Annotated in this window: 18 protein-coding genes; 11 read left to right on the forward strand and 7 right to left on the reverse strand. The window is 50.2% G+C overall.

Annotated elements, in window-relative coordinates:
* Positions 1 to 7 precede the first annotated feature (7 nt).
* From OIK42_RS00880 to OIK42_RS00895, 4 genes are read left to right on the forward strand one after another with little or no spacing between them, the layout of a single operon-like run.
* On the forward strand, positions 8 to 985 hold the full coding sequence (locus OIK42_RS00880; protein WP_273637670.1) for a COX15/CtaA family protein: 978 nt from the start codon (positions 8 to 10) through the stop codon (positions 983 to 985).
* Positions 986 to 994: 9 nt separating this feature from the next.
* Positions 995 to 1,927, forward strand: a complete 933-nt coding sequence (gene cyoE, locus OIK42_RS00885) for a heme o synthase (RefSeq protein WP_273637671.1) — start codon at positions 995 to 997, stop codon at positions 1,925 to 1,927.
* On the forward strand, positions 1,924 to 2,571 hold the full coding sequence (locus OIK42_RS00890) for an SCO family protein (RefSeq protein WP_273637672.1): 648 nt from the start codon (positions 1,924 to 1,926) through the stop codon (positions 2,569 to 2,571). Before cyoE ends, OIK42_RS00890 begins: the two co-directional genes overlap by 4 nt.
* Positions 2,572 to 3,195, forward strand: a complete 624-nt coding sequence (locus OIK42_RS00895; protein ID WP_273637673.1) for a GNAT family N-acetyltransferase — start codon at positions 2,572 to 2,574, stop codon at positions 3,193 to 3,195.
* Between the two features lie 6 nt (positions 3,196 to 3,201).
* On the opposite strand, the gene OIK42_RS00900 is transcribed toward OIK42_RS00895, so the two are convergent.
* On the reverse strand, positions 3,202 to 4,287 hold the full coding sequence (locus tag OIK42_RS00900; RefSeq protein WP_273637674.1) for a polysaccharide deacetylase family protein: 1,086 nt from the start codon (positions 4,285 to 4,287) through the stop codon (positions 3,202 to 3,204).
* Between the two features lie 99 nt (positions 4,288 to 4,386).
* Here OIK42_RS00900 and OIK42_RS00905 point away from each other — a divergent pair, with 99 nt between their 5' ends.
* Complete coding sequence (locus tag OIK42_RS00905; RefSeq protein ID WP_273641352.1) at positions 4,387 to 5,658, forward strand: MATE family efflux transporter; 1,272 nt, start codon at positions 4,387 to 4,389, stop codon at positions 5,656 to 5,658.
* Here OIK42_RS00905 and OIK42_RS00910 read toward each other — a convergent pair.
* Together OIK42_RS00910 and nfuA are read right to left on the reverse strand one after the other, a co-directional pair.
* Positions 5,639 to 5,863 (reverse strand): hypothetical protein, encoded by a 225-nt coding sequence (locus tag OIK42_RS00910; RefSeq protein ID WP_273637675.1) that lies wholly within the window; start codon positions 5,861 to 5,863, stop codon positions 5,639 to 5,641. The genes OIK42_RS00905 and OIK42_RS00910 overlap by 20 nt on opposite strands.
* Before the next feature lie 22 nt (positions 5,864 to 5,885).
* Positions 5,886 to 6,464: a Fe-S biogenesis protein NfuA gene (gene nfuA, locus OIK42_RS00915; RefSeq protein WP_273637676.1), complete on the reverse strand. Its 579-nt coding sequence runs from the start codon at positions 6,462 to 6,464 to the stop codon at positions 5,886 to 5,888.
* A 245-nt stretch (positions 6,465 to 6,709) separates the two neighbouring features.
* Between nfuA and OIK42_RS00920 the strand changes: the two genes are divergently transcribed.
* Positions 6,710 to 9,331: a M14 family metallopeptidase gene (locus tag OIK42_RS00920; protein ID WP_273637677.1), complete on the forward strand. Its 2,622-nt coding sequence runs from the start codon at positions 6,710 to 6,712 to the stop codon at positions 9,329 to 9,331.
* Between the two features lie 29 nt (positions 9,332 to 9,360).
* Here OIK42_RS00920 and OIK42_RS00925 read toward each other — a convergent pair whose 3' ends face one another.
* Positions 9,361 to 10,137 carry a ComF family protein gene (locus OIK42_RS00925; RefSeq protein ID WP_273637678.1) on the reverse strand — a complete coding sequence of 259 codons (777 nt, stop codon included), beginning with the start codon at positions 10,135 to 10,137 and terminating at the stop codon, positions 9,361 to 9,363.
* A 37-nt stretch (positions 10,138 to 10,174) separates the two neighbouring features.
* Here OIK42_RS00925 and bioH point away from each other — a divergent pair, with 37 nt between their 5' ends.
* The 3 genes from bioH to OIK42_RS00940 all read left to right on the forward strand — a co-directional run bounded on the left by bioH (position 10,175) and on the right by OIK42_RS00940 (position 12,510).
* Positions 10,175 to 10,990: a pimeloyl-ACP methyl ester esterase BioH gene (bioH, locus tag OIK42_RS00930; protein WP_273637679.1), complete on the forward strand. Its 816-nt coding sequence runs from the start codon at positions 10,175 to 10,177 to the stop codon at positions 10,988 to 10,990.
* Between the two features lie 255 nt (positions 10,991 to 11,245).
* On the forward strand, positions 11,246 to 11,572 hold the full coding sequence (locus OIK42_RS00935; protein ID WP_273637680.1) for a hypothetical protein: 327 nt from the start codon (positions 11,246 to 11,248) through the stop codon (positions 11,570 to 11,572).
* Positions 11,573 to 11,577: 5 nt separating this feature from the next.
* Positions 11,578 to 12,510, forward strand: coding sequence for a putative metalloprotease CJM1_0395 family protein (locus tag OIK42_RS00940; RefSeq protein ID WP_273637681.1), 933 nt, complete (start codon positions 11,578 to 11,580; stop codon positions 12,508 to 12,510).
* Between the two features lie 135 nt (positions 12,511 to 12,645).
* On the opposite strand, the gene OIK42_RS00945 is transcribed toward OIK42_RS00940, so the two are convergent.
* A complete protein-coding gene (locus OIK42_RS00945) occupies positions 12,646 to 14,976 on the reverse strand; it encodes a Tex family protein (RefSeq protein ID WP_273641353.1) in 2,331 nt (776 codons plus the stop codon).
* 462 nt (positions 14,977 to 15,438) lie between these two features.
* Here OIK42_RS00945 and OIK42_RS00950 point away from each other — a divergent pair, with 462 nt between their 5' ends.
* The gene (locus OIK42_RS00950) at positions 15,439 to 17,379 is read left to right on the forward strand and encodes a S9 family peptidase (protein ID WP_273637682.1); all 1,941 of its coding nucleotides are present in this window, start codon (positions 15,439 to 15,441) and stop codon (positions 17,377 to 17,379) included.
* Positions 17,380 to 17,495: 116 nt separating this feature from the next.
* On the opposite strand, the gene greB is transcribed toward OIK42_RS00950, so the two are convergent.
* Positions 17,496 to 17,975, reverse strand: a complete 480-nt coding sequence (gene greB / locus OIK42_RS00955) for a transcription elongation factor GreB (protein ID WP_273637683.1) — start codon at positions 17,973 to 17,975, stop codon at positions 17,496 to 17,498.
* Positions 17,976 to 18,465: 490 nt separating this feature from the next.
* Here greB and OIK42_RS00960 point away from each other — a divergent pair, with 490 nt between their 5' ends.
* On the forward strand, positions 18,466 to 18,771 hold the full coding sequence (locus OIK42_RS00960; RefSeq protein ID WP_273637684.1) for a hypothetical protein: 306 nt from the start codon (positions 18,466 to 18,468) through the stop codon (positions 18,769 to 18,771).
* A 282-nt stretch (positions 18,772 to 19,053) separates the two neighbouring features.
* On the opposite strand, the gene fkpA is transcribed toward OIK42_RS00960, so the two are convergent.
* On the reverse strand, positions 19,054 to 19,830 hold the full coding sequence (gene fkpA / locus OIK42_RS00965) for an FKBP-type peptidyl-prolyl cis-trans isomerase (RefSeq protein WP_273637685.1): 777 nt from the start codon (positions 19,828 to 19,830) through the stop codon (positions 19,054 to 19,056).
* Positions 19,831 to 20,041: the final 211 nt, after the last annotated feature.

Here is a 20,041-nt window from a genome sequence, read left to right on the forward strand (position 1 = left end):
CATAACCATGCGTAAGTTAGTAGGATTCAGCATCATATTGGCCCTGGTAGTCATTATACTGGGCGCTTACACCCGGCTAACCGATGCCGGGTTAGGCTGCCCGGACTGGCCAGGTTGCTATGGACATTTAACCGTACCGCAAAGCGAAAGTCATATTGAAGCGGCGAATGCGGCGTACCCCGAGCGTCCGGTAGAAACCCACAAGGCCTGGAACGAAATGGTTCATCGCTATTTTGCCGGAACACTGGGCTTGTGCATTCTGGTGATCGCAGTGTGGTCGTTGCTAAAACGTTCGCCGCAACAGCCGGTCAAATTGCCGTTGTTTTTGTTAGCGCTGGTGGTATTTCAGGCGTTGCTTGGCATGTGGACCGTTACCATGAATTTACTGCCGGTGGTAGTGATGGGTCATCTGTTGGGCGGTTTCAGCGTACTGACATGTTTGTTTTTACTGTATTTACGGTTGTCCTCTTACCGGATTGGCTATGTTGATATGCGCATTAAAAAATATGCCGTGTTTGCCGTCTGTGGCATTGCTGTGCTGGTGGGGCAAATCGCGCTGGGAGGCTGGACCTCAGCTAACTATGCAGCCCTGGCGTGTACAGAGTTTCCGCTTTGCGAGGGTGACTGGGCCAGTCGGATAGATATTCCCGGTGCCTTTAGTGTGCCGCCAGCGGATAACTACGAATACGGCGCTCACGACTATGGTGAACGCACAACCATGCATATTATGCATCGCCTGGGCGCGGTGGTGACATTTATTTATCTGGGATGGCTGGCCGTGTGCCTGTATCGCCGTTCATTATCTGTTTATCTGCGCAGTGCTGCCCTGGTGTTGGGCGGTGTGCTTTGTGTGCAGGTAGGTTTGGGAGTCAGTAACGTTGTGTTCAGTTTGCCACTAACGGTAGCTGTTTTACATAACGCGGTAGCAGCCTGTTTGCTACTGGTGCTGGTCCTCATCACTTATACTCTTTATCGTAAAGTCTAGGAGGCTGTTATGGCAAAGTCCGAAGTCCTTCATACCAGTAAGCCAGCCCCTGTGGCAACTCACACTGGCTGGCGTCAAAACTGGCGTTATTATTACGAAATGACCAAGCCTCGTGTGGTCATGTTATTGCTGCTGACTGCCCTGGTGGGTATGTGTCTGGCTACACCGGGGTGGGTGCCCGCCAGTAAGCTGATTGCCGGGCTGCTGGGCATAGGCTTACTGGCCAGTGCCGCGGCTGTGCTAAACCATATTGTTGACCATAAAATTGACAGCCAGATGGCGCGTACGTTTAATCGCCCGGTAGTCAAAGGTAAAGTCACCATACCGCAGGCACTGGTATTTTCCTTTGTGCTGGCGGTGGTGGGTTATGTCATGCTGGAAGTGTGGGTTAACCGTATCACGGCGTTACTGACGCTGGCGAGCCTGGTGGGCTATGCGGTGGTATACACCATGTTTTTAAAACGCGCGACGCCGCAGAATATAGTAATTGGAGGGCTTGCCGGTGCAGCGCCGCCACTGCTCGGCTGGACCGCGGTCACCGGCGAGATCCATGCTCATGCGCTACTGTTAGTACTGATCGTATTTACCTGGACGCCGCCGCATTTTTGGGCGTTGGCTATCCATCGGGAAAAAGACTACGCTAAAGCGAAGGTGCCCATGTTGCCGGTCACCCATGGTATTGCCTTTACCAAAACCTGCGTGCTGCTTTATACCATACTGCTGTGTCTGGTTTGTTTGTTGCCATACTTAATTGGCGAGGCGCAACTTATTTACCTTATTGGCTCCAGCCTGCTCAATGCCGTATTCTTGTATTACGCCATAAAGTTAAAATATGCGGCGAATGACACGACTGCTATGACCACCTTCAAATACTCCATCGTGCATCTCATGGTATTGTTTGTAGTGTTACTGGTTGATCATTATGTTCCGTTAGTCTTATGAAGCAAAAAACACTGTTAGCGCTGGTAGGGACGGTAGCACTCGCTACCGGCGTTATTATTGCCTGGTTTGTTGCACAATCGCAAAATAATAGCGCGCCCGAGTATTTTCAGCCCTTTCCTCAACCCCGACAATTAACCGCTGTCGAGCTGGTAAATCAAAACGGCCAGACTGTTACCAATCAGGAAGTGTTTAACGGTCACTGGAGCCTGCTGTTTTTAGGCTACACGTTTTGCCCTGATGTATGCCCTACTACAATGGCGGCATTAAGCAAGATTTATCCAGATCTAAAAAGTATTTCCACAACTGAACCTATTCAGGTAGTGTTTGTATCCGTTGATCCGAACCGTGATACTCCAGAGCGTCTTGCTTCTTATGTGGAGTATTTTAACGCAGAATTTGTGGCGCTAACGGGTGAACATAAACAACTTTTTCCGTTAACACGTTCGTTGGGTTTGATGTACGCGATAGCAGAGAGTACGGATAATCCTAACTACCTTGTTGATCATAGTGCGTCTGTTGTAGTGATCGATCCGGATGGTTTTGCTATTGGAAGGTTTAAACCGGAGTTTAATCCTGGCGAAGTCGCAGTAAGTGACAGTGTTCAAATCCTTACCGACATGCCTGATGTTATCAAGAACCACTAAATGCCATGCAGTAGTATTATTCGAAATGCCGAAAAAAATGATGGTAGTGTAGCTGTTGATCTTCTGTTTAGTGCTGGCAAGTATTTACTAACCGAAGTATTTGGTATGGGCCATCCTGATACCGCTTTTGACTACTTGCTGTCTGCCTGGGATAAAGGCGGCGGCCAGTACGGCTACCAAAATCACTGGGTCGCTGAGACCGACGGCGAGATTACCGGGCTTGTTAGCTGCTGGCATAATCAGCTGCCCGAAGACTTTGATCGCCTAACGTTAGCATCGATTGTCGATCACTATGGTATTGATAACGCTTTAGAGATTGTCATGCGCTCGCAACGCTACCTGGCACTGCTTGAATCCCCATTATTTACCGAATTAGGCATAGGACACCTGGCCGTCTCTGAAAAGGCACGGCGCAAGGGTATTGGTGCGGCGCTGATTAATTTTATGGAAATAAAAGGGCAAGGAATGCAAAAAAACGCCCTGGTGCTCAACTGTAGCGTGGACAACCACGGCGCTATCGCTTTTTATAAGAAACTCGGTTTCGGCGTTCACCGCAGCAATGACCAGTTTGTGCAGATGATCAAAGCGCTGCAAATTGGAACGGGCAACGCCGGTGAACGCTAAGCGCAGTTAGTCCGGATATTTCCCCTCGTCAGTCGCGACAAAGAAGGGCATCGAATACCAGTAAAAGCGCCCGCTCAACTGATTTGATGGCGCCGTACAATTTACCCGGGAACGGCCCACGGGCAGGGTCGATGAAAGGGTAAACTCAAAGTGGTTGTCAGCCACCTCTACCGGCAGTCTCTGCCCCTGAAAATAGCAAGCCACTTGCGCAAGTCTTATTTTCGCTGCCGCGTCTTCGTTCAGCGTAATGCTGATGGGATCGTTGAGTTGACGCTGCGATACTTGTGGGTTTTGCAGCGACGTGTCGATAACCGGCATCGCCAGGCTGGCCATTTTGGTTTTCAGGGTGTCCAGGTTCGCGTAGGGGCCCGCGGCGGGAAAGCGCGGAATGGCGCCCATATCGGTAAACGTACCCACCGCACCAGAATGCTGTCCGAAAGCCACATAGCCGTTATCGGTTAACTTGCTGGCTAAGGTTTGATTATACTCGCCAAAAGGATAGGCGAGGTACTTAAGGCTTTGGCCGGTGTGTTCGGTAATCATATTTTCGGCGCTGCTGATATTTTGCCACACCCGGGCCAGCCATGCCTGGTCAGTCTCGCCGGCCTGTTTTTCCAGCAAATGCAGGTGATCCATGGTGTGGTTGGCGAAGGTGGCTCCCTGTTGTTGCATAGTGGCGATTTGCGCCCAGCTCAACTGATCACTTTGCTTACCAATCACCGCCGGATTAATAAAAACAGTATAGGGAAAACCGTGCTTTTTAAGCAGAGGATGACCATTTTGCAGTATGTTTTCGTAGCCATCATCAAAGGTAATGGCCAGTGCATTGTCGGGCACACTGCCATGCCCGCGGGCTGCCGCAACCAGATCCTTTAAGGCAACCACTGAATAATGCTCAGCAATGTAGTTAAGGTGTTGCTCAAACTGGTCAGGCGTTATGGAAGTACTGCGCGGCGTGTCGGCAGAGACATGGTGATACAGCAGTATCACACCACTTGAATGCGGCGCAGTTTGCGCGCAGCTGGCAGCGCTAAACAGTGACAACAGGCACAGCAACAGCGCATTACCCCATTGTGTCGTGGTAAACTGCATACAACATTCTCCTTAGTTATTGAACAGTTAGTGACAACTCTATCTTATCAGCTTCAAGGCACCGCCGCCCACCTGCAGTTAATCAGGCTTGCCATTCCAATGATTTTGGCGAACATCACTACGCCATTACTTGGTCTGGTAGATACGGCTGTTATGGGGCATATGGATTCGTCGGCGCAATTGGCGGGAGCCTCGATTGGTGCGTTGATGCTGACCCAAATCTACTGGGTGTGTGGTTTTTTGCGTATGTCTGCCACCGGGATGAGTGCCCAGGCCAGGGGAGAGCAACACAGCGCAGCCATTGCCAAGTCGTTTTACCAAACGTCGGCGATTGCTCTGCTGCTTGGGCTTATTATCTTATTGTGCCAGTCGGGGATCTTAACTGCCGGGCTCTGGTTGGCGTCACCGGCAACGGATGTGGCACTTTTCAGCCGCGAGTACTTTAATACGCGGGTGTGGGGCGCGCCGGCGGCACTGTTAAATATGGCCTTGATTGGCTGGCTGGTGGGGCAGCAAAAAACCACCGCGGTACTGGTGGTGCAGGTTATCGGTAATCTGCTCAACGCCGGATTAGATATTCTGCTGGTTTGGTGGTTAGACTGGGGAGTCAGCGGCGTTGCGTTTGCCAGTGTCGTGGCTGAATACAGCATGATGTTGATGGCCCTTGTGGTGGCGCTGCGGCAGATTGATTGGCATTCCCCGCAATTAGAGTGGTTCGACAAGACCGCGCGCAAATTTCTCATGAAGCTCAATGGCGACATGCTGGTACGTAATCTGGCCTTACAGTTGTGCCTGGCGTTTTTAACAATTCAGGGCGCGCGTTATGGTCAGACGGCCACGGCAGTGAACGCTATTTTAATGCAATTTTTTGTGCTCATTGCCCTTGGCCTGGATGGCATTGCTTATGCTGTTGAGGCTACGGTGGGCGAGGCCGCCGGTGCCAAAAGCCGCCGCGGTGTGTTAATTCAAACGCGCCGCGGGTTAGGGTGGTCGGCAGTATTTGCCGTCATTTACAGTGTCGTGTTTTACTGCTTTGGCGAAGCAATCGTGAATTTGCTCACCGACATACGACCGTTACAGGTGGCGGCGTATGAGTACCTGCCAATGATGACGGCCCTGCCTTTAGTAGCGCACTGGTGTTTTTTGTATGACGGTGTATTTGTGGGGCTAACCCAGGGGCGGGCAATGCGTAACACGATGATCGTGAGTGCGGCCCTGGTGTTTTTTCCGGTATGGTATGTCACGCAGGCACAGGGTAATCCGGCTTTATGGTGGGCGCTACTGGCGTTCTTACTGGCTCGCGGGGTCACGCTCGGGGGCGTGTTGTACTGGCAGCAAGGGCGCGGCAAACTTATTTCGAGCGCGGATTAATCGACTTGGTCAGACGTTGCCAGAGTAACCCTAAATAACCTGACATGGCCCAGCCAAAGCCGCCGAACAGAATGGCCAGGCCCACATAGTATAATGGCAGCACCCACCAGGCGCCAACAACCATAACACCGAGCCCCAGGGCAAAAACCGTAAGGCCCTGAACAAATCGTTGCCAGTGGGTAAACGGCAGAAATTGGCCAGCCATGTCAGTGTCGGGAGCCCGCTACTTAGTAGTAGGAGTGCTCTCCTGACTGGTGTTCTGTGGCGTCACGCACGCCTTTAATGTCGCCACCAAAGGCCTCGAGCATTTGTTTCTCAATGCCCTCTTTGAGCGTCACATCAACCATGGAGCAACCGTTACAGCCGCCGCCAAACTGCAGCACTGCATAGCCGTCTTCGGTGACTTCAACGAGCATAACCTGACCGCCATGACTCGCCAGTTGCGGATTGATTTCTGATTCAATCATATAGTTAATGCGCTCTACCAAAGGCGCATCGTCGGCCACTTTACGGGCTTTTGCGTTGGGTGCCTTTAAGGTTAACTGCGAGCCCATCTGGTCGGTCACGTAGTCAATTTCTGCCTCTTCCAGATAAGGGGCGCTTTCTTCATCCACCACCGCATCGAAGCCGTCAAAGGGCAAGCGTGTGTCGGTTGGCTCCACCGCATCAGGTGGACAGTAGGATACACCGCACTCGGCACTGGAGGTGCCTGGATTTACCACAAAAACCCGAATGTTCGTTCCCGATTCCTGCTTGGCCAGCAACTTACTAAAATGCGCCTGAGCCTCTGTAGATATTGAGATCATGATAGAGTCCTGCATAATCATTAAATAAGCAGCATGATAACAAATTTACTTGAGTAAAACACTCGGGTATTGAAAGAAGTATATGCAATATTGTTACAACTAATAGCAATCACAGCAGTTTTTGCCCTCTGTCGGTGACTTCAGGGCGCGATTAATATCCTGGCATCTGCAGTTCAGATAGGTATATTATGCATTGCAACGTCTGAATACGACCAACTTATAAAACTAATTACGGTATCCGCGAAATGCTACTAGCCACCCTCAGAGTGAGTCTCAAACAACTAAAGCATGGCATAACATTATCCAGTCAAACGATGCTAAAACGCGCATCATTATTGATAGGCACACTGGTTATCAGCGGCGCCTGCCTTGCCCAGGGTAAACCCGCTACTCATTATTTGCCGGCCGACACCGAACTCGATAGTGCGATCCCTACGCCAGAATCGGTGCTTGGCTATAATGTTGGCGAATGGCACGTGCGCCATGACTTGCTGGTTAATTATATGCGTGCGCTGGCCGAGGCCTCAGATCGTGTGAGTCTGGAAGTCACCGGCTACACCCATGAGCAACGCCCTCTGATGTTGCTCACCATCACCGCGCCCGACAATCGGGCAAAACTGGACGGTTGGCGCGCAGATCATCTTAAACAGGTTAATCAGGGCGATAAAACCTCCGCCGATGCGCCGCTGTTTTTGTATATGGGCTACAGCGTACACGGCAATGAACCTTCGGGGGCCAATGCATCACTGTTGGTGGCGTATTACTTAGCGGCCGCAAAAGATGAACGGGTCACAGAGTTGTTAGCCAACAATGTTGTCCTGCTCGACCCGTCGTTTAACCCTGATGGCTTATCGCGCTTTGCCCAGTGGGCCAATATGCACAAAGGTCAGGTGTTATCGAGCGATCCCGATCATCGGGAACATCGTGAGGGCTGGCCTAACGGGCGAACAAACCATTACTGGTTTGACTTAAATCGCGATTGGCTCATGTTAGTGCATCCGGAATCTCAGGCCCGGATCAGTAAGTTTCAGCAGTGGCGGCCGCATATTCTTACCGACTTTCACGAGATGGGAACCAACTCAACGTATTTCTTTCAGCCTGGTGTTCCCAGTCGCAAAAATCCCTGGACACCGGAAGGGAATGTGCGCCTGACCAATGCGTTGGCCGAGTCCTATGTCAAAGCATTTGATAGTCAAAATCAGTTATATTTCAGCCAGGAAGGCTTTGATGACTTTTATTACGGTAAAGGCTCTACGTATCCGGACGCACAAGGCAGCGTGGGAATATTATTTGAGCAGGCCAGCAGCCGGGGACATTTGCAAGACTCAATCAATGGTCCGCTAAGCTTTGTCAAAACGATTCAAAACCAGTTTACTATTTCGCTGGCGGTATTTGACGGTGCATTGGCTAACAAAGCCGCGTTGCTCGACTACCAGCATAACTTTTTCCGCGATACCGCAGCGCTGGCAAAAGAAGACGAACACGCCGCGTATTTCTTGCACGAGCCGTTGGACAGCTGGCGCCTCGACAAAGCAAAATGGGTACTTGACCAACATCATATCGACTACCAGATACCTGCCGCCGATATGACCGTTGATAACAATACCTTGGGTGCTGACAATACGCTGGTTATTCCCCTGGCGCAGCCGCAATACCGGTTAATAAAGTCACTGTTTTCAACCCGTCAGACATTTACCGACAATACTTTTTATGATGTGTCGAACTGGAACCTGCCGCTCGCTTTTGACCTGGAATACGGCGCACTCAACGCCCGTGACCTGCGCCGCGTTAAACTGGCGAAGGCTACCACGACCGAGCCTGCAGCGCTGCCGGCCATTCATGCTGATGCCTATGCGTATGCCTTTGAATGGCATCATTTCAAGTCACCGGCGCTGCTGCAAAATTTAGCGGCGGCCAGTGTTGACGCGCGTATTGCTACTGAAGGTTTCAGTGCTAAAACTCACGACGGCGAACGGGCCTTTAGTGCAGGTACCATCGTTATACCACAGGGTGTACCACAGCCACCTCAACTGGCCGCGTTGTTGAACAGCGCGGTACAGCAGACTGGCGTGCCGGTCTATTCCCTCACCAGCGGCTTTACCAGCAGTGGACTTGATCTGGGCAGTCGCGGCATGGTGCCGGTTAAAGCACCAAAGGTGTTAGTGGTTGGCGGCGAAGGCACCAGCCCGTACCAGGTGGGCGAGATCTGGCATTATTTAGACACTCAGGTAGGCATGCCGATTACACTGGTAGAACAGGATAATTTAGCCCGCACGTCGCTGAGTCAGTACACCCATATTGTTGTTGCCAGCGGCCGTTATAACCTCGCTGATAGCCTGGTCAACGACATTACAGACTGGGTTAAACAGGGCGGTACACTGATTGGCCAGACATCAGCGCTTTACCTGTTCGAGAAAGAAAAATGGTTAGATATTGATGTCAGCAGCAGCGACGACGTACAAGACCTGTTTAGCCAGAAATCGCTTAAATACGGCGACCGTTCAGCTTATAACGCACAACAGCTTATAGCCGGTTCGGTATATAAAACGCGTATCGATACATCGCATCCGCTCTTTTATGGCTATGATTCTGACGAGCTCAACATGTTTAAAACCAGTAATATGATGGTGACCAGCAATGAATCCCCCTTCGAGATACCAGCCCGCTATGTGGAAAGTCCTTTGGTTGCAGGCTACAGTGCCAGCGTACTGGCATCGGAAATAGGTGGGTCGGTAGCGGTGATTGCTGAGCCTATGGGGCGTGGCCGGGTAATTGGTTTTACCGACGATCCGCAGTTCAGGGGCTTTTGGTATGGCACCAGCAAACTTATGAGCAATGCGCTGTTTATGTCGGAGGCCATCGACTAAACACCACAGGTACATGTGTGTGGTGACTACTACCTCGCCCGGGGCGCTAACTGGCGTCCCGGCAACAGCAATGTGCCATCGGCGTTGAGTGGCGTAACCGCCATCGTCCACACTTCAATCTGCATGGCCGGGTTGCGTTTATGTAGCATGTTACTCAGGGTTGCTACCGTGGCGCCGGTCGTCATGACATCGTCGATAATAGCAACATGGGCAGGCAAAGGCTCAGCGGTTAAGGTGTAAGCCTTATTGAGGTTGGTGAGCCGTGCTTTGCGGCCCTGCCCCTGTTGATGCATAAACCCGTATTTAACGGATGCCGAGCGCCGCGCCCAGTGGGTTTGGGTTTCAATACCCAGCCGTTTGGACAAGCAGGCCGATAGCAAGGCTGTTTGATGATACTGGCGCCTGGTATACCGCCAGACACTGGTAGGTACCGGTAATAAACACTGCGGCATAGGACGACGGGCGTTTAACCCATAGCGACAAAACCAGTCCGCCAGGGTGTCGGCCAACTGCGGCTGACCGTATTTAAACTCCCTCACCAGATAATCCAGCGGCCATTGATAGTAACCGGCGGCGCACACCCGGGTATGTTTGGCGGTGACCAGTGCGTTGCGGATCACCGTCCAGTTGAGTAAGTTGTAGTCACACATTGGCAAATTAAAGAACAAACAGTCTTGTTCGCAATGCTGGCAAACCAGGGTGTCAGTAGACTGCTGGCACAAATAGCAAAGACGCTCAGGTAGCAGCTTAGCGGCAAATCTTAAACCCGACAGGTACTTTGTTATTTCGGTTTTTATCTTGCTCATGTAAACTCATTTTATACATTTAAAAGGACGTTAAACTGTGCTCGACGATAACACTATTGCACCACTTAATAGCCTGACTGAAGGAACAGGAAAGGCACTGGTTTTGCTGCATGGCTGGGGTATGAATAGCGCCGTGTTTACCGAGTTTCTGCCGCTACTAACCGCAGAGCTGCGTGTTATCCGGATCTGTTTGCCCGGTTTTGGCCAGAACGCCGTATCGGTGCCTGACAACTACTCGCTGGCGACACTGACCGATTGGGTTGCCAGTGTTATTCCCGACGGTGCCGTTGTGGCTGGTTGGTCGCTGGGTGGCCTCGTAGCGCAGCAGCTGGCGCTGGACTACGCAAACAAGGTCGCTGGCGTCATTACCCTTGCCTCGTCGCCGTGCTTTGTTTCCGGGCCGGGCTGGCGCGGTATCGAACCGCAGGTGTTACAAGGTTTTCAGACGCAGCTGGCGCGCAACTACGAAAAAACCCTCGACCGCTTTTTAGCCATTCAGGCGATGGGCAGTCCCAGTGCCAAACAGGACGTCAAGGTTATACGCGGGCATTTGCGTGACTTACCGGCACCCGCTGAACAGGCACTGGTAGCGGGCTTAAACCTGCTTGAACAAACAGACTTACGACAGGCAATCGGACGCATAACGCAGCCTACTCTGCGTCTGTACGGACGGCTTGATAGTCTGGTGCCGACCTGCAGTATTGATCGCATTCATGAACTACAGCCCGCGGCAGATACCGTAGTGCTGTCCCGCGCTGCACACGCCCCGTTTATTTCTCATCCGCAGCAAACCGCCGAGATCATGCTCAGCTTTGTAAAGAACCTCGATAAAATCGATCGACGCTGCAGTTAAGATGCTTATCCGTTAACGAAGTAACTGCCTGAAAAGCCTGTGAGAATAGGCTTCTGTAAGGAATTCACTCCACTGCAATCCATGAGTAATGCTTTATTTTTTTGCGTTTTTGGTTAATAATTAACCGCGAGAGTATAGGGGTATTGCGTCTGGGATGAAGGCGCTTTGATAAATCCGGCAAGTAGTGAGGGTCTGCACACCGTAGTGTCGGTATGTGCCCATTGATCGCGAAAGCTCAGTAGGTAGTAAACAAATATGTTAATTAACAGCAATGCTAATTCAGCGATTGTTGCCGGCCAGTTTGGTCTGCAACGATCTTTCGACGGGATGACCCAGTCGGCGTTGAGTATTGCGCAAAAAACGGCGCAACAACAAGTCGCGCAGCAAGGTGTTGGCGAGATGCTGGCCAACGCCGGATTACGGGGCCTGTCAACAACCACCGACTTACTGCCCAAGGCGAATGGCGACATGATGTCAGATTTGCTGTCGATGCAGCTTTACAGTAACAATGCACTGGCCTCTGCAAAAGTGTTAGATGTGGCCAATGATACCGTCGGCAAGATAATCGATACCATCGCCTGAATGCTATGAATATTGTCACGCCTATCCCAACGTCCTTTGCCATTCCCACTGCTAATCTTAGCGTGGAAGCGGCCCGGCGTGACAATCTGGCCCGCGAAACAATTCCACAACCTTCTGATGCCAAGCAAGGCGCGGCAGAACAGGGTTTAGGCTCTGAGTCTGATAAGCTCAGGTCGTCAGTTAAAGGCAATCAACCGCTTACCTATGAGCGTCCCCAGGTAAGTCAGAACAGTTCGGCGCAGGCATCATCTGATGGCCAGCAAGCATTTGACTTTGATAACGGCAAAGATGAGAGCGCCGGCAAAGACAATGCCGAGGAGCGCCAACAGCAGCAGGCCGAGCAGCGCAAAATTGACTCGCTTGAACAGCGCGATCAGGAAGTGCGTAAGCATGAGCAGGCCCATGCAGCGGCCGGAGGCCAGTACGCTGGCGCGCCTCAGTATCAGTATCAACGAGGCCCCGATGGCCAGCGATATGCCGTTGACGGCGAGGTATCGATTGATATTTCAGCCGAAAACACTCCTCAGCAAACGCTGAACAAAATGCAGCAGGTGCGGGCGGCAGCATTAGCACCCGCCGAGCCGTCGCCGCAAGACCTGCAGGTTGCTGCTGAAGCAGCGCGCATAGCCTTTGAAGCCCGCAATGAACTGGCGAAGGAGAACAGTGAGGCCGGCACCGTCGCGTCTGACAACGCTGACCGTCAGCCTGGTGATATTGAGCCGCCGTCAATCGACGAAATAGTCGCCGATAACCAACCGCAAATACCAAAACGAACGCTGGAAGAGTTGTCAGCCAGTGACAGCGGTAACAATGGCGCAGGACCGAGGCGGTCATTGAATATTGCGGATGAGCAAATGGCACAACGCAGCAATATTATCGCAAGCTTTTACAGCGGCGTTAGCACACCCGCCGAAGGCGGCTTTCGTGCCTCAGCATAGTCATTAGAATAACTATCAGCATCGCCATCAGGCCTGTTAACCGGTAAACAAGTCCCTGTTTAACCTCAATTTTAGCCGCGCAGAAACAGCAACGGCCTCATAATGAGGCCGTTGTGGTTAATATTCGTATAACGGTTAGTCTTTCTTTATTTTGGCAAACGCATCGGCAAAGGCATTGCCCATGGCAGCATTGGCTGGCGCGGCTTGTCGCGCCGGGGCTCTGCTTTTGGCCGGTTTGGCTTTACCTTGTCCCTGCGGTTTGCTGCTGCCTTTCGACCCTTTGCCCTGGGGAGCTGGGGTGTCGTCTAAGCGCATGGTAAATGAAATACGTTTACGATTTACGTCAACCTCAAGCACTTTTACTTTCACGATATCGCCGGCTTTAACGACTTCACGGGGATCGGAAATAAACTTGTTGGTAATGGCAGAGATATGGACCAAGCCATCCTGATGCACACCGACATCCACAAAAGCGCCAAAGTTAGCCACATTACTCACCACCCCTTCGAGTATCATGCCGGGTTTAAGATCGGCAATGGTTTCTACACCCTCTTTAAAGGTCGCGGTTTTAAACTCAGGGCGCGGATCGCGACCAGGTTTGTCGAGTTCTTTGAGAATATCTTTAACCGTGGGAATACCAAAACTGTCGCTGACAAACTCTTCCGGGTTAAGTTTGCGTAACAGCTCGGTATTACCGATAAGGTCGTTTACTGCTACGTCGGTACGCTTAACAATGGTATCGACAACCGGGTACGCTTCGGGGTGAACCGCTGATCTGTCGAGTGGGTTGGTGCCGTTAACAATGCGCAGGAACCCCGCCGCCTGTTCAAAGGCTTTCGGACCTAAGCGTTCTACCGCCTTGAGATCCTGGCGGCGCACGAACGCACCGTGGGTGTCGCGATAGTTAACAATATTATGTGCCAGCGTCCGGTTTAAACCCGATACATAGCTCAATAGCGCAGGAGAGGCGGTATTTAAGTCTACCCCTACTGAGTTTACGCAGTCTTCAATAACCTGATCCAATGACTTGCCGAGCATGCTTTGGCTGACATCATGCTGATACTGGCCAACACCAATGGCTTTGGGTTCAATTTTAACCAACTCGGCCAAAGGATCCTGTAAGCGACGGGCAATTGATACGGCGCCACGCAATGACACATCAAGGTCAGGCAGTTCTTTAGAGGCGAGTTCGGAGGCAGAGTATACCGATGCCCCGGCTTCGCTCACCATGATCTTCTGGGCTTTTAGCTCTTCGTTTTGCTTGAGCATTTCACTGACCAGTTTATCGGTTTCACGCGAGCCTGTGCCGTTACCAATGCTGATGAGCTCTACTTTGTGCTGGCGGCACAGGTTGGCCAGGGTGCGTTGCGACTTATCCCATTGGTTTTGCGGGGCATGGGGGAAAATAGTCGTAGTACCTACTACCTTACCGGTAGTGTCTACAATGGCGACTTTCACCCCGGTACGTAAACCCGGATCAAGCCCCATAGTGACTTTCGCACCTGCCGGGGCAGCCATCAGCAAATCGTTGAGATTTTTGGCAAATACATTGATCGCTTCTTCTTCGGCCTTTTCTCTTAACTGGCCAAACAATTCGGTTTCCATATGCAGGGCAATTTTGATCTTCCAGGTCCAGGTTACTACCTGAGCCAGCCAGGCATCCGCCGCACGCCCCTGGTTTTTAATGTCAAAGTGCGCTGCAATAATTTGTTCGCAGTATGATGATTGCGTTGCGGAGTCTTCCTGGCCCGGATCGGCAATCATCTGGATATTCAGCATATTTTCGTTACGGCCGCGGAACATGGCCAGCGCCCGGTGAGAAGGCACTTTAGCGAGCTTTTCAGAATGCTCAAAGTAGTCGCTGTATTTAACCGCGGCCTGCTCCTGGCCTTCGACAACACGGCTGCGTATATAGGCGTTTTCATTAAGATAACGACGGACTTTTGCCAACAGACCGGCATCTTCAGCAAATCGCTCCATCAGGATATAACGAGCCCCTTCGAGAGCGGCTTTGGTGTCGGCCACGCCGTTGTCGGCATTCACATAATTTTGCGCGATGTCGTCTGGCACCAACGTGGGATCGGCGAACAGTGCATCGGCCAGCGGTTCGAGGCCGGCTTCAATGGCAATTTGACCTTTGGTGCGCCGACGCGGCTTGTAAGGCAGATATAAATCTTCCAGCGACGTTTTGTTGTCAGCTTGTTCAATCTGTTGCTTAAGTTCGGGAGTCAGCTTGTCTTGTTCAGCAATGGATTTCAGAATGACCTGGCGACGATCTTCGAGCTCGCGCAGGTAAGACAAGCGTTGATCCAGATTACGTAACTGGGTGTCATCGAGTCCCTGGGTGACTTCTTTACGATAGCGGGCAATAAAAGGGACAGTTGAACCTTCATCAAGAAGTTTCACGGCCGCCTCAACCTGAGCAGGTTTAACGGCTAATTCGTTGGCAATTGTATTTATTATCATCATCATTTTGAGTAAGGTTCAGGCGGTAGTGAATGTCAGATTGGAAAGTGCCCTTTCCCACCTTGTTGAGTTGATTTAACGTTGCGCGTTGGTGCGCTATTTCTGGCTGCAGAGTATAGCACTGAAAAACACCGTGTCACAGACTTAGCCTTATTCAATCGGTGGTTGGCGTGTATTAACAGCTCGTTGCTCAGAAGGTGCTTTTTAAGGCTTTAGGCATGAGCAATATAGCGGCCACAAACGTGCAGAAAATACCGATCACCTGCAAACCAATAACGTCAGTGAATTCAATATGGTTGATGTTCAGTGCAGGGCGAGAACATGTAACCCTGGTGATATTGAACCGGCATTTTAGTACGTTAATCTTAAAATGCCGGTTCACTGCGAAGCAACGTGATATAGCTAGACGTTATCAACACTTGCGCAATACATGTCGTTCAATACGTCACTTACGGAGAGATTATGCAAAACCGATACCGTTACCTGCTCACAACACTGAGCCTGATGCTTTGCTCCACCTGTACATTTGCAGAACAAGCTACCTCATGGCCTTACCCGGAAGACACGCCACAATCCCGGCCATTGTCGATTGGCCTGGCCGGCACCCAGCCGGTTGATATTAGCCGATTTTTGCTATCCCGTGGTGTCAGTCAGTCGCGTATTAACGCCCAGGGCACCCATGTTGCCTTCACCAGCAATGTCACCGGTACGCGTCAATTGTGGGTAAAATCTCTCGACGGTGGTGAAGCCACTCAAATTACGTTTGGGAACGGCATTTCCTTTTACCAATGGCATCCTGATGGTGAGCGCTTGCTGTATAGCGCCGATAACAATGGCAACGAGCGTCCGGCGTATTATTTCATAAGCCGCGACGGCCGACAGGAACAACTTATTTTAGATCATTCCAATGCGTTCAGACGATTCGGTCAGTTTGACGCAACCGGAAATTTGTTTACTTACGCTTCTACGGAGCGTAATGGACGGGATTTCGACATTTATCAGCATGATTTACGTAGCGGTGAGTCCAGCATGATTTATCAGGCTGAATTTGGTTTCTTTCCAGCGGCGCGGCAGCCCGGAACCGCTAATATTCTGGTGACAGAAACTCGCGGTGAAGATGCCCAGGATGTGTATATACTCAATACCGAAAGTGGCGAAATAGCGCCGTTATATCAACCGAAAGTCGCGGCCTCTTTTAGTGATTTTAACTGGAGCAAAGACGGTAAGACGCTGTACTTTTTGTCGAACCTGGACCGTGAAATGACTGCTGTGCATCAATATGACACTGAGTCTCAAACCACTACCGTACTGGAAATGGGAGAAGGCCAGGACAGCCTGCACCTGTGTAACAATCAGACGCAGATGGTAATGACCGGCAATAAAAATGGCTTTAGTGTGCTGCAGATTGCAACGTTGGCAAACAAAAAGTTCACTTATACTGCCTTACCCGGTGACCCTGGAGTGCTGTCGGTAAGTTGCGCGGCAAATAAAGATATTATAGCGGTGCAAAAAAGCACGCCTGCCTCCCCGGGCGAAATAATGACGCTTAATGCGAAAGCTAAAAACATTGAGCCGGTGGTTAGCGCTACATTGGCCGGTATTGAACCGTCATCACTGGTGCACCCGGAGGTGATGACGTTCCCCGCTCGCGATGGCGTTACAGTGCAGGGCTTACTTTACCTGCCTGAAAATACCCGGACAGCAGTGCCGCTGGTTGTTGATGTGCATGGCGGACCGACTGCGCAGGCCAGACCATCCTGGCAGCCACTGACTCAGTACCTGGTGGGTAAAGGCATCGCGGTGCTGGATATTAACGTGCGTGGCTCCACTGGCTTTGGTAAAACCTACGCTAGGTTAGACAATCAGGAAAAACGTCTCGACAGTGTGCGCGATCTGGTGGATGCACTCGTGTACCTCGAGGATGATCCGCGCATAGATACCAACAATGCGGCTGTCATGGGCGGTTCCTACGGTGGCTATATGGTCAATGCGGTGATGGGCCTGTATCCCGACGCATTTAAGGCCGGCGCCTCTTTTGTTGGTGTGTCAGACTGGGTGCGCGCATTACAACAAGCTTCGCCGGGTTTAAAAGCCTCCGATCGTATTGAGTACGGGGATATTCGTGAGCCAAAATGGCAAGAGTTTTACGCTGAAAATTCGCCCATTAATACGGTACATAACATCACTGCGCCGATGTTTTTTGAGCATGGTGTTAATGACCCACGCGATCCGGTGACCGAATCTGATCGCATGGTGCGCATATTGCGTGAAAAAGGCCTGGACGTTACATACCTGCGCTTTCCTGATGAGGGCCACAGTGTCAGTAAACTGGAAAATCGCGTGACCTTTTATCGCGCGTTGGCCGATTTTCTGGAGCGCCACTTAGTTAACGATAAAAGTTAATTAAATAGCGGCGCAATCGCCGAAATGAGCTTGCCTGGTTGGCGGGCTGTTTCGGCTGGTTGTGGTGTCGACTATTTTTTACAGTGAGATTCGCACAATATTATCAGTACTGAATGTTATGGTTTTTTATAGCTAATACTCAACACATTCCAGTAGGCATTGCCGGCAGGCGTTTTTACCAACACATCGTCACCCTCTTCTTTTTTGAGTAGCGCTCTTGCCATGGGAGAGTCGATGGAAATGTAGGTCTCTTCGTTTCGGTATATTTCGTCCGGACCTACTATTCTGAAGTGCATGTGTTCGCCTTCGTCATTATCAATTTCAACCCAGGCACCAAAAAACACTTTACCTTCTTGCTCCGGAGAATAGTGAACTACTTTCACGCTTTCTAACCGTTTCCTGATGTATCTGACCCTCGAGTCTATTTGCCGCAATATCCGCTTATTCTCTTTGTAGTCAGCGTTTTCTGACCTGTCACCCAGGCTGGCTGCCCAGGTAACTTTCTTTGTAATTTCAGGTCTATACTCTTTCCAGAGATAATCCAGCTCACTTTTAAGCTTGGCATATCCTTCGCTGGTAATCAGGTTGGTTTTCACATGAAACCTCTTGGCGTTGATTCAGATGCAATGGTTTTTGCGCTACGCAGCATTGTATATCCTTGAATCACTTTTCGACAATTGGCAGGTTCGATGGTTGCGTTTAATAGCGCGTTAAATCAAGTGTGTGTTGTCTTATTTTTGATAACCTTTACGAGTAATAAGAGGTGTTTTAGTCATAAATTATTATTAGCAATTTTTTCTCACAGCATTATACTAAAGTCGTAGTTGTAGTGCGTTGGATTGCCTTACAGCTTCGGTGAAGCTATGGTTTAATGATAACTATAGAGCAGTCGCATCGAATACTCATTCATTCATTTATTTTAATGATTTCATACAATATTCGGGATCATAGGCTGGATTAAGCCCATCGTACCGCCCGGTTGTTTCTGATATTGTGATGAAATTGCAAGTTTATATAGCGATAACGATCTCAATGCGCTGTAGTTGCACCAACAATGATGTCGTTTACAACCAAAGGATAGGTATTATGAATCAAAATTTTTCATTAGAGCAACTCGATAAAGGAATAACACCGGCTAAAAGAACGGCGTCGGTATTGGAATTTGGTTTATGTGTTTCCGGCGTTATTTTACTGCTCAGTGCTGTGTTATTTTTTGGCGTAACGGCCTTTAACGCGTTCAGTAGTGATGAAGGCACTAAAACGATGGTGTCGGTGTTGGCATGCCTGGCCTTATATCAGGCCGGCAAAATTTTGCTTCATCAGGTGAATAAAGTTAAGTTGCACCCTGAACGTCGGTTGCAAGCTGATCGTCGTCGTAGTGATGATGCCTGAGCTAATTACGTTATAAAGCGGTAATTTTTTAGCGCAAAATATTTGAACAAAACCTGGTCATTTTCGTGCAGTGTTTGGTGTATGTTCTATACTTATAAAGAACAAACAAAACATTGCCCGAATGAGTATTTGGGTGCATAAAATGCTGGATTGGCCAGCACGACTATGCAAAAAAGTACGGACTTACCGATAAGCATGGATAGACGCTTAGTAAAAAGCCGACAATCAATTGTCGGCTTTTTCTATTAATGCGCTAAATAAAGCCCTTTGAAGGCAACGCTATTACTCTTCAGTCTCTGCCTGCGCTTCTGGTTTTTTCACTTCTAACAGTTCCACTTCAAAAATCAGGGTGGAGTTAGGGGTAATAATGTTGCCCTTTCCGCGCTCACCATAAGCAAGTTCAGCAGGAACAAACAAGCGTGTTTTACCACCTTCTTTCATGGTTTGAACGCCTTCAGTCCAGCCTGGAATAACGCGATTCAGTGGGAACTCAATAGGTTCGCCACGCGAATAAGACGAATCAAACTCGGTACCATCGAGCAAAGTACCCTGATAATGCACTTTAACGGTATCGGTAGCAACCGGGCTTTCGCCTTCACCCTCTGTGATAACTTCATACTGCAGGCCAGACTCAGTGGTGATAACACCTTCTTTTTTCGCGTTTTCGGCTAAGAACGCAGTGCCTTTTTCAAGGTTTTCAGCAGCCATTTTGCTGGCAAGTTCCTGTTGCTTGGCTTGCATGGCTTGTTCGCCTGCCTGGGCCAGTTGCTGGATCTCAGCACTTTCGAAAATCAATGTATCTGCCATGCCATCTTTAAGACCCTGCATGAGCGCGTCTTTATCGAGGGTTTCATCAAATTGCTGCATCTGCTGGTCGCGATTAGCAATGAAAAGGCCCATGCTGGCACCCATTGCATAGGCTTGCTTTTGCGCATCAGTCATTTCTTCTTTGTTGAGCGCAGGTGCTTGTGCAGTCTCTGCGGTGGTATCTTGTTGTGGCTGACAGGCAGCCAAACCAAGTGTTGCAACAATAGAAAGGGCAACGAGCGACTTTTGCATATACTTCTCCGTTTATTGATGGGCAGCTTGCTTATCGTGCGCAACACTGCCTGTCTAATTTAAAGGTGTAACTGGATTTAAGCGATACTTTAACATGCTTAACGAAACAAACACGAGTCTCTGCCGCATAATGCCGTGAATCGTCGGCAGAGGGACGCATATATACGTTTCGTGTTATTATCGAGCCAGTAAATGTTAATAGAACAGCCTA

Source organism: Alteromonas gilva (assembly GCF_028595265.1).
In the GTDB taxonomy this organism is placed as follows: Bacteria; Pseudomonadota; Gammaproteobacteria; order Enterobacterales; family Alteromonadaceae; genus Alteromonas; species Alteromonas gilva.

Excerpts from the sequence above, each read along its gene's own strand:
- OIK42_RS00890 (WP_273637672.1), top strand. The coding sequence starts at position 1,924 with ATGAAGCAAAAAACACTGTTAGCGCTGGTAGGGACGGTAGCACTCGCT.
- OIK42_RS00935 (WP_273637680.1), top strand. The coding sequence starts at position 11,246 with ATGTTAATTAACAGCAATGCTAATTCAGCGATTGTTGCCGGCCAGTTT.
- fkpA (WP_273637685.1), bottom strand. The coding sequence starts at position 19,830 with ATGCAAAAGTCGCTCGTTGCCCTTTCTATTGTTGCAACACTTGGTTTG.
- OIK42_RS00910 (WP_273637675.1), bottom strand. The coding sequence starts at position 5,863 with ATGGCTGGCCAATTTCTGCCGTTTACCCACTGGCAACGATTTGTTCAG.
- cyoE (WP_273637671.1), top strand. The coding sequence starts at position 995 with ATGGCAAAGTCCGAAGTCCTTCATACCAGTAAGCCAGCCCCTGTGGCA.
- OIK42_RS00880 (WP_273637670.1), top strand. The coding sequence starts at position 8 with ATGCGTAAGTTAGTAGGATTCAGCATCATATTGGCCCTGGTAGTCATT.
- OIK42_RS00905 (WP_273641352.1), top strand. The coding sequence starts at position 4,387 with ATGATTTTGGCGAACATCACTACGCCATTACTTGGTCTGGTAGATACG.
- OIK42_RS00950 (WP_273637682.1), top strand. The coding sequence starts at position 15,439 with ATGCAAAACCGATACCGTTACCTGCTCACAACACTGAGCCTGATGCTT.
- OIK42_RS00940 (WP_273637681.1), top strand. The coding sequence starts at position 11,578 with ATGAATATTGTCACGCCTATCCCAACGTCCTTTGCCATTCCCACTGCT.
- OIK42_RS00945 (WP_273641353.1), bottom strand. The coding sequence starts at position 14,976 with ATGATAATAAATACAATTGCCAACGAATTAGCCGTTAAACCTGCTCAG.
- OIK42_RS00895 (WP_273637673.1), top strand. The coding sequence starts at position 2,572 with ATGCCATGCAGTAGTATTATTCGAAATGCCGAAAAAAATGATGGTAGT.
- OIK42_RS00920 (WP_273637677.1), top strand. The coding sequence starts at position 6,710 with ATGCTACTAGCCACCCTCAGAGTGAGTCTCAAACAACTAAAGCATGGC.
- nfuA (WP_273637676.1), bottom strand. The coding sequence starts at position 6,464 with ATGATCTCAATATCTACAGAGGCTCAGGCGCATTTTAGTAAGTTGCTG.
- OIK42_RS00960 (WP_273637684.1), top strand. The coding sequence starts at position 18,466 with ATGAATCAAAATTTTTCATTAGAGCAACTCGATAAAGGAATAACACCG.
- OIK42_RS00925 (WP_273637678.1), bottom strand. The coding sequence starts at position 10,137 with ATGAGCAAGATAAAAACCGAAATAACAAAGTACCTGTCGGGTTTAAGA.
- OIK42_RS00900 (WP_273637674.1), bottom strand. The coding sequence starts at position 4,287 with ATGCAGTTTACCACGACACAATGGGGTAATGCGCTGTTGCTGTGCCTG.